General features: G+C 56.8%; 5 protein-coding genes and 1 tRNA gene. 4 read left to right on the forward strand and 2 right to left on the reverse strand.

Going from position 1 to position 8,495, the window contains the following annotated elements; all coding sequences use genetic code 11:
• The first annotated feature begins 189 nt into the window (after nt 1-189).
• Nucleotides 190-1,254, forward strand: coding sequence for a spermidine/putrescine ABC transporter substrate-binding protein (locus tag NW856_RS12255; RefSeq protein WP_148202683.1), 1,065 nt, complete (start codon nt 190-192; stop codon nt 1,252-1,254).
• Nucleotides 1,255-1,316: 62 nt separating this feature from the next.
• Nucleotides 1,317-1,487, forward strand: coding sequence for a chlorophyll a/b-binding protein (locus tag NW856_RS12260; protein WP_011432158.1), 171 nt, complete (start codon nt 1,317-1,319; stop codon nt 1,485-1,487).
• 182 nt (nt 1,488-1,669) lie between these two features.
• Here NW856_RS12260 and NW856_RS12265 read toward each other — a convergent pair whose 3' ends face one another.
• On the reverse strand, nt 1,670-6,259 hold the full coding sequence (locus tag NW856_RS12265; protein WP_414400497.1) for a GAF domain-containing protein: 4,590 nt from the start codon (nt 6,257-6,259) through the stop codon (nt 1,670-1,672).
• Between the two features lie 285 nt (nt 6,260-6,544).
• On the opposite strand from NW856_RS12265, the gene NW856_RS12270 reads away from it, so the two are divergent.
• Entirely contained in the window at nt 6,545-6,922 is a 378-nt protein-coding gene (locus NW856_RS12270) for a hypothetical protein (protein ID WP_414400498.1), read from the forward strand.
• Between the two features lie 132 nt (nt 6,923-7,054).
• On the opposite strand, the gene NW856_RS12275 is transcribed toward NW856_RS12270, so the two are convergent.
• A tRNA-Leu gene (locus tag NW856_RS12275) sits at nt 7,055-7,137 on the reverse strand.
• 112 nt (nt 7,138-7,249) lie between these two features.
• On the opposite strand from NW856_RS12275, the gene tgt reads away from it, so the two are divergent.
• Nucleotides 7,250-8,359 (forward strand): tRNA guanosine(34) transglycosylase Tgt, encoded by a 1,110-nt coding sequence (gene tgt, locus NW856_RS12280; RefSeq protein ID WP_414400499.1) that lies wholly within the window; start codon nt 7,250-7,252, stop codon nt 8,357-8,359.
• Nucleotides 8,360-8,495: the final 136 nt, after the last annotated feature.

The following is an 8,495-nucleotide window of genomic DNA, read 5'->3' on the forward strand; positions in this document are numbered from 1 at the left end:
GCGGATCGCTCGCGGAGGCGTTGATACCGTTTGGGTGTTGTCTTGGAAACAAGGGTGAGTACCCGAGCCTCAACCGGAGTTTGCGGGGCTTGGCGATTGCCCAAGGCGTGCCCCCTAGCCGCGGGTGTAGCCGGCTGGGGGATGAAAGCAGATACGATGTTTTCAACTTTTCACAGTCGGAGAAATCTCATGAAAAAGTGGATTGCCTCGGCTACAACCCTACTCTGCTGTGTGCTTGTCCTGGTTTTGTTTTGGCCCCATGTTACCTCTGCCCAGAGGCAGACTCTCAACCTCTACATCTGGTCAGAATACATCGATCCCGACATCCTCACCGCCTTTGAAAAAGCCACCAATAGCCGCGTGCTGGTCAGCGTGTACGAATCCAACGAAGACATGGTGGCCAAACTGCGGGGGGGAGGCACCAGCCAGTACGACATTGTTGTTCCCACCGACTACATTGTGCCCAACATGTTGGAGCTGGGACTGCTGCAGCCTCTCAACAAAGAATTGATCCCCAACCTAAGCAACCTGGGCGAAAAATTTGTCGGCCTGCCCTTTGATCCAGAAAACACCTACACCGCCGCCTATCAGTGGGGCACCACCGGCATTGGCTACCGCAAAGACCGCCTGCCCGAAAACTTTGAACGCTCTTGGGGATTGATTTTCGACCCGCAGCAGCAGTATGGCCCCTTTGTGATGATCGACGAGATGCGCTCCATGATCGGTGCCGCTGCCGTTTACCTGGGCTTCGATATGAATACCACCGTTCGCTCCGAACTGCAGCAGATCCAGCAGCTTTTGATCGACACCAAGCGCCGCAGTGCCGGCCTAATTGGGGGCGTGGGGGGCAAAAACCAACTGGTTTCTGGAACGGCCAATGTAGCCATCGTCTACAGCGGCGATGCCCTGCAAGCTGCCGAAGAAAACCCCAACATCGGCTATTTTGTCCCCCGCGAGGGTGCCCACATTTGGCTGGATGTAATGGCCATTCCCGCCCAGGCCCCCAACCCCGAGCTGGCCAATCGCTTCATCAATTTCATCCTGGATGCTGAAGTCGGCGCTCAACTGAGCAACCACAACCGCTTCGCCACCCCCAACGCTGCAGCTCTGCCCATGATCAACCCAGAAGATCGGCAAAACCCGGCCATCTACCCTGACGAAGAGGCCCTTGCCAAACTCACCTACCTTAAAGTGCTGTCAGGGGAAGAGCTGCGCCTCATCGACGCCCTCTGGACAACCGTGAAAAGCAGCTAGGGATCCCTTGTTAGCTCTCGACACAAAACTTGACACTTTTTAATATCTGAGCCACATTAAAGATGTCACCTGTTGATGGAGCTAGAACCATGGAAAACCAAGAAGCTAAGTTTGGCTTTACCACCTTCGCCGAAAAATGGAATGGCCGTTTGGCAATGTTGGGCTTTGTGATCGGCGTTGCGACCGAGTTGCTGACCGGCCAAGGGATCCTCTCTCAAATTGGCCTGATGTAATCCCAGTAGACCCAAGACACTGCTGTAGATCTTTGCTGTAGATCTTTACAGGCCTGGCTGCGGCCAGGCTTTTGCATCGCTTCCGAATGCAACAGGCATGAAAATTTCTGCTGCATTGCTTCCTAACTCCCCTCTCTCTGGGAGAGGGGGTGGCCGCGGAAGCGGCGCCGAGCCTTTGGAATCTATCCTTCCAGATCTCGCAAGTACTGGCGGATATCGGCCAAGATGCGTTCTAGGTCTTCTGGGGCCTGGAGAGCGCGTGCCCATTCTAGGTCATGACCACCTTGGGATCCCTGCTGGGCCAGCGCCACTCCTAAGTGTTCCAGCTCGCGAACCACTTGGCAAAAAGCGTTGGCTCCCACATTGGAGCTGGCTCCTTTGAGGCGGTGGGCGACCCGCCGCATTCTTTCTGCGTCGTAACCGGCAATGGCTTGGCGCAGTTGCGGAAGCTGGGTTTCGCAATCTTGGATGAACACCTGCAATAGCTCTCGCTGAAACCCCCGATCCCCGCCGGAAACCTGATCCAGGTAGGCAGAGTCGATGGGGTAGGGCTGGGTGGGAGAAGAGGGATCCCGGCTCTCGGCGGGGGAAGCTGGAGAGGCTGCTTCAGAAGCGGCTTGGTTGGAGGATCCCCCTGCAGACTGAGCAATCAGCTGGCTCCAGTGGTTGAGCACCCTTTCCAAATCTTCCTTCAGCACCGGCTTGCTGAGATAGTCGTCCATACCTGCCTGCAGGCAGCGCTCCCTATCCTCCTGCATGGCGTTGGCCGTGATGGCGATGATGACGGCGCGACGGCGGGATCCCTTCTCCAGTCTTTCCTGCTGGCGGATACGGCGGGTGGCCTCGTAGCCGTCCATCACCGGCATTTGGCAATCCATGAGAATAAGGTCATATCTGACCTGCTGCAGGAGATCCAATACCTCCTGACCATTGGCCACCACATCGGCCTTGTAGCCCAAACTCTCGAGCTGGCGCAAAGCCACCTTTTGGTTGACGGGGTTATCCTCTGCCAGCAAAATGCGCAGGGACTGCTGGGGTCGGTCGGCCATAGGCGTCGTCTGAGAGAGAGGGGGGCCAATGCCCAAAAGAGAGGTGGAGAGGCCAGAAGATTTCCCCAGGGCCATGGCCAACGCCTCCTGCAGACGGCTTTGTTTTACCGGCTTAACCAAGTAGGCGGCAAAGCCGATTTCGGCAGCGCGGCGGGAGTGCCCCCCCAGTCCCAGTGAAGTCATCATCACCAATTCCGTCTCCGCCAGTTGCGGATCTGCCTTGATCCAGCGGCCCAAGGTCTCCCCATCCACCTCTGGCATTTGCATATCCAAAACGGCCAGGGGGAAGGGTCTGTCTTCCCGAACGGCTTGGCGCAGTTTGTCCATAGCCTGATAGGCATTTTCGGCCTCTTCCACCACCATTCCCCAAGCCGCGGCCTGACAGCGCAGGATCTTGCGATTGGTGGCGTTGTCGTCCACCGCCAACAGTCGCTTGCCCTGCAGATCCACCGGGATGCGAGCAGAAGGCTGGGCAAGCTGCTGGACGTAGGGCTGCCGCTCCAGAGTCAGCTCGACGCTGAAGGTGCTGCCCTGTCCCTCCTGGCTTTGCAACGAGATGGTTCCCTCCATCAGTTCTGTCAGTTGTTTGCAGATGGCCAAGCCCAGTCCCGTACCTCCGTATTTGCGGGTGGTAGAGGCATCCACCTGGCTAAACGGTTGAAACAGCTTGCTCTGCGCCGCCGCCGGGATCCCGATCCCGGTATCTCTCACCGAGAGCTTGAGGTGGACATGGGTAGCGGTTTCTTGCAGCACCTCCGCTTGGATCACCACCTCTCCTCGGTGGGTGAACTTAATGGCGTTGCTTACCAAATTGTTGAGGATTTGCCGTAGTCGCGAGGCATCTCCCCGCAGGTAGCGCGGCACTTCCGGTGGCATGAGCACCGCCAGCTCCAATCCCTTGGCGTGGGCAGTGGGGGCAAACAGATCCGCCACCTCTTCCAGACACGAGCGGAGATCGAAATCCAGGATCTCCAGCTCCATTTCCCCGGCCTCCAATTTGGAGAAGTCCAGGATGTCGTTGATGAGGGTGAGCAGCGCATCGCCGCTGACGCGAATGGTCTCTACAAAGTCCCGCTGTTCTGCATTGAGGGGGGTCTCCAGCAGCAGGCCCGTCATCCCCAGTACCGCGTTCATGGGGGTGCGGATCTCGTGGCTCATGGTGGCCAAGAAGCTGCTCTTGGCCTGGGCAGCCTGCTCAGCTGCTTTGCGGGCTTGTTCCAGCTCGAGGCCGCGCTTTCTCTCCCGTTCCAAAAGGGCTGCCTGGGTGAGGGCAATGCCAATTTGGTTGGCCAACTGCGACAGCAGCTCCATCTCAAACGGCTGCCACTGACGCGGCCCGGAGCACTGGTGGGCCAGCAACAACCCCCACAACTGCTGCTCCAAAAACAGCGGCACCACCAAGTTGGCCCTGACCTGCATTTTTTGCAGCAGCTCTAGGTAACAAGGCTCCAGTCCTTCACTTTCCACATCGCTAACAACGCGAACGCGGCCCTGGCTGTAGAGCTGGGCGTACTTTTCCTGAAAACAGGGATCCTCGATCACCTCTCCCATCAAGGAGGGGATCCCTGGCTGAGTTTTCTCGTTGGAGATGATCCCAGAACCATCCGGCTGGAAGCGGTAGACCAAGACTCGGTCGGCTTTGAGCAGGGCTTGGATTTCTGTTACCGTCGTCTCTAGGATCTCGGCGATATCCAAAGATTCGCGGATCTTCAAGCTGAGATTGGCTAGCAACTGAGCCCGGCGGTTTTGCCGCTCCAATTCCTCTGCCGCTTTCTTCTGCTCAGTAATGTTGCGGAAGATGCCTCGCGTAGCCACCATCACTCCATCTTCAAAGCGGCAGTTGACATTGCCCTCCACCCAAACGGTTTCACCGCTGGCCGTGAGGAAAGCTGTCTCTACCCTCTCCAGTTTCTCCCCTGCTAGAAGCTTCTGGAAAAGAGCCTGGCAGTGCTCCCGGCAGTCGGGATGGAGAATGTCGAAGAGGGTCATTTGATAAACTTGAGCTTCGTCATAGCCCAAGGTCTCTTTCCAAGCGCGGTTGACATACAAAAAGTGCCCTTCAGCATCCACGCTTTGGATGAGGTCAGTGGCATTTTCAAAGAGATCCCGGTAGCGCTCTTCGCTTTCTTTCAAGGCCAGCTCCGCCAGCTTGCGGTCGGTGATGTCGATGCCGGTGCCCATGACAAACTCCACCTCGCCGGCAGCGTTGATTAGGGCGGTGTTAGACCAAGAAATAAGCCGCAGTGCCCCCTGCTTGCTGCGCCAAAAATTCTCATGGCGATTCAAAAAGAGGGAATGATTGCCCTTGAGCTGTTCAAAAGCTTGCTTTACACTGGGCACATCTTCCGGCGGGATCAAACCCAAATCCCACAGCAGCCGGCCCTTGACCTCTGCCAGCGAGTAGCCAGAAAGCTGCTCGGCAGCGCGGTTGAAGCGCAGGATACGCCCTTCTGGATCCATGACCACCACCAGCGCCCCTGCTGTATCAATAACCGCGTTGGTAAAATCTCGCTCTTGCTTGAGGGATCGTTCTGCCTCTTCCCGCTCGGCAGTCTCCCGGCGGATGAGGAAGTAAACGGCGCTCAGAACCAGGTAAGTAAAAATGAGCCCGCCAAAAGCAATGAGATTGGTTCTCACCCAGGTTAACTGCAGTTCCTGATTGCGTTGCTCCAGAAGGCGATTTTCCTCCTGCTGCAGCACCCGAATCAACTCGACAATTTGCTCCACCAACCTTGGCCCTTCGCTGCTTTCTAGAGCTTCCTGAACGGCAGGTAGCCCCTCTTGCTCCCTCAGCCGGATCAAGTCTTGGATGACTCGTAGCCGTTGCTTCAGCAGCAGCTCTAGGCGCTTCAGACGCTCCTGTTGCAGGGGGTTGTCGACAGTCAGTTCCTGCAGCAGGCGCAGACGGGTAGAGATTGCTTCAAGGCTGTCTTGGTACTCACCGAGGTAGCGAGGATTATCGGTCAGAAGATAGCCACGTTTACCGGCTTCGGCGGCGCGGGTTTCCGCCAGCAATCCTTCCAAGTTTTGGATCACTTTTAGAGTGTGGGCCACTCGTTCTGTAAGCTGCGGCAGTTGAGAGGCATTCCGCTGAGCTGAGTAGGTGATCCCGCCCAGAAGCAAGGCAGCTAGGCCAAAACCGGCGGTAACTTTGAGGAGAAAGCGGTTTTTGCGGGCAGGTTTAGTATCCCCCGACTTAGGCAGCAGAGGCGTCTGAGCCAGTTCCCTCAAGCTACGGCGCAGCTCCAACTGAGCTACTACCTGATGGGCCAGAGCCTTGAGCTGCTCCAATTGCTCCGGGCTAAGCTGCCGAGGCTGATAATCGATAACGCAAAGCGTGCCTAAGGCTTGCCCTTCTGGAGTTACCAGAGGGATGCCAGCATAGAAGCGGATGTGGGGCTCTTGCGTAACAAGCGGGTTGTCGGCAAAGCGCGGATCCTGAGTGGCATCGGGCACCACCAGCGGCTCTTGGGGAGACAAGATGGCGTGGGCGCAGAAGGCCACATCCCGGGGAGTCTCCTGCACATCGACGCCGAATTTGGCTTTAAACCACTGGCGGTGTTCGTCGATAAGGCTGACCAGAGCAATGGGCGTGCCGCAGATGTGGGCAGCCAGCCGCACGAGTTCGTCAAAGCTGTTCTCAGGAGCGGTGTCCAAAATCTGATACTGCCGCAGGGCAGCCAGCCGTTGCTCCTCATTGGGAGGGAGGGGGGCCTTAGGCATAGGTCAAACTAAGCGGAGAGAAAGGGATCCCGATCCACCGATCTCGGAGGTCGATAGTCTCAAGGTAAAAGAGGTAACCCCAGCATAACTTCCAAGCCTCTCCACCGGAAGCTACAGGGATCCGATCCCCAAACCAGCTTCCCGTTGGTTCAGTTCGCTACATTTTCACCACGCCTGCGTCAGCTACTCTAGCTCCTGCAAATTAAGCAAGCTTCGAGTTGAAATTTCTCAACGGAAGACTTACTATAGAGCGACGAGCTTTGTAAAGGGGGAATACTCTCAGTCATGCAAAAACTCCAAGACAGTTTGGTAAAAGCTCTGAGCATCGATGGAGCACTGGGGGTAGCGCTGGGGGATTGGAAAACTGGAATGTGCTTGGGATATAAGGGCACCAACAGCCCCGCTTTTCCTGAAGCTAGCTTGGAGCTGGCAATCGCCGGAAACACAGAAGTGATTCGCGCTAAGATGCGAGTCGCGGAGTCACTTAAGTTCACCGACAGAATTGAAGAGATTTTAATCATCCTGGAAACTCAGTACCATCTAATGCGTATGCTTAAAACCATAAACGGCCTATTTTTCTACCTAGCCTTAGACCGAGAAAAAGGGAACTTAGCTCTTGCCCGCATTAAACTCAGTCAAATTGAGAGCGAATTGACCCTCTAAGGGCAACTTGAAAGAGATGAAGCATCACGGCGAGCAGGGAGTCTAATTTGGCCGTGGAGCTACACCCCCAATACTTACTTGGCCGACAGGGCATGTCGGCATAGCTTAACCTAAGTGTTGAAGGAAAGAGAGTGCGGAACCGGGGACTTGAACCCCGATGGCATTGCTGCCACTAGAACCTGAATCTAGCGCGTCTACCATTCCGCCAGTTCCGCGGCGATCTACAAGTGTGCCCAAAGCAGGGGATCCCTGTCAAGGCTGGCAAAAGGGATCCCTTGCCGGCGGCTCTATCTGTGCTAAGCTCTGCTGCGCACAAGATTAAAGCCGATAACGCTGACCTTGGCCGACTTTACCTTCACCTGCGAGGGCACCTGCCCCCATACCCAAGCGCGGGCGGGATACTTCGTCACCCCCCACGGCGGGATCCCAACCCCTTGCTTTATGCCGGTGGGAACTTTGGCCAACGTGAAAACCCTCACCCCGGCCCAGCTCAAGGAGACAGGTGCCCACATCATCCTCAGCAACACCTATCATCTCCACCTGCAACCTGGCGAAAGCATCATTCAAGCGGCAGGGGGGCTGCACCGCTTTATGGGCTGGTCGGGCCCCATCCTTACCGACTCAGGGGGCTTCCAGGTCTTCAGCCTCAGCGCCATTCGCCAAATCAACGAGGAGGGAGTGACGTTCCGCTCTCCTCTCGATGGCCGCATCATTCACTTCACCCCAGAGCTATCCATCCAGATTCAAAATGCCTTGGGTGCCGATGTGATCATGGCCTTCGACGAGTGCCCGCCCTACCCTGCCAGCCCTGAGGAAGTGGAAGCAGCGGTGCGGCGAACCACCCAGTGGCTGAAACGGTGCGTGAAAGCCCATCGCCGCTCAGATCAGGCTTTGTTTGGCATTGTGCAGGGGGGAGTTTACCCTAAGCTGCGCCGGCGGGCGGTGGAAGAGGTCTGTCGGTTGGATCTGCCGGGCTATGCCATTGGCGGGGTGAGTGTGGGGGAGCCGGTCGAGTTTATGCACGCCGTTGTGCGGCAAACAGCCCCTCTACTGCCGGCAGATCGCCCCCGTTATCTCATGGGGGTGGGCACCTATGCCGAGATGCGGGCCGCCGTGGCCGCCGGAGTGGATTTGTTTGACTGCGTGATCCCCACCCGCTATGCCCGCCATGGCACGGTGATCAGCCGCGGCCAACGCTGGAACATCAAAAATGCGGAACACCGCCGCAGCTTGGATCCCATCGATCCCGACTGTCCCTGCTACACCTGCCGCCACTTCAGCCGAGCCTACTTGTGTCACCTCATCCGCGCCCAGGAGATCCTGGGCTACACTCTGCTCTCCATCCACAACATCACAGAGCTGATGCGCTACACCCAGAAGATGCGTCAGGCCATCTTGGAAGGCCAATTTCATGAGCACTGGGATCCCTGGAGCTAAGCCGGCCGGGAGATTTGTCTGGAAGCATCTGATCCATTTTGGTAGAATAAGTACATGGGATAGTACGTGCATATACTTAAGCTATCCCATGCGGTTCCAGGAAGGAGTCAGCTAGAAATCGCAGGAGCCCCGCACT

This window comes from Synechococcus sp. R3-13, assembly GCF_047462195.1.
Lineage (GTDB): Bacteria > Cyanobacteriota > Cyanobacteriia > Thermostichales > Thermostichaceae > Thermostichus.

Bases quoted from the DNA above. Each gene is read 5' to 3' on its own strand.
- NW856_RS12255 (WP_148202683.1), top strand. From the start codon at position 190: ATGAAAAAGTGGATTGCCTCGGCTACAACCCTACTCTGCTGTGTGCTT.
- NW856_RS12260 (WP_011432158.1), top strand. From the start codon at position 1,317: ATGTCACCTGTTGATGGAGCTAGAACCATGGAAAACCAAGAAGCTAAG.
- NW856_RS12265 (WP_414400497.1), bottom strand. From the start codon at position 6,259: ATGCCTAAGGCCCCCCTCCCTCCCAATGAGGAGCAACGGCTGGCTGCC.
- NW856_RS12270 (WP_414400498.1), top strand. From the start codon at position 6,545: ATGCAAAAACTCCAAGACAGTTTGGTAAAAGCTCTGAGCATCGATGGA.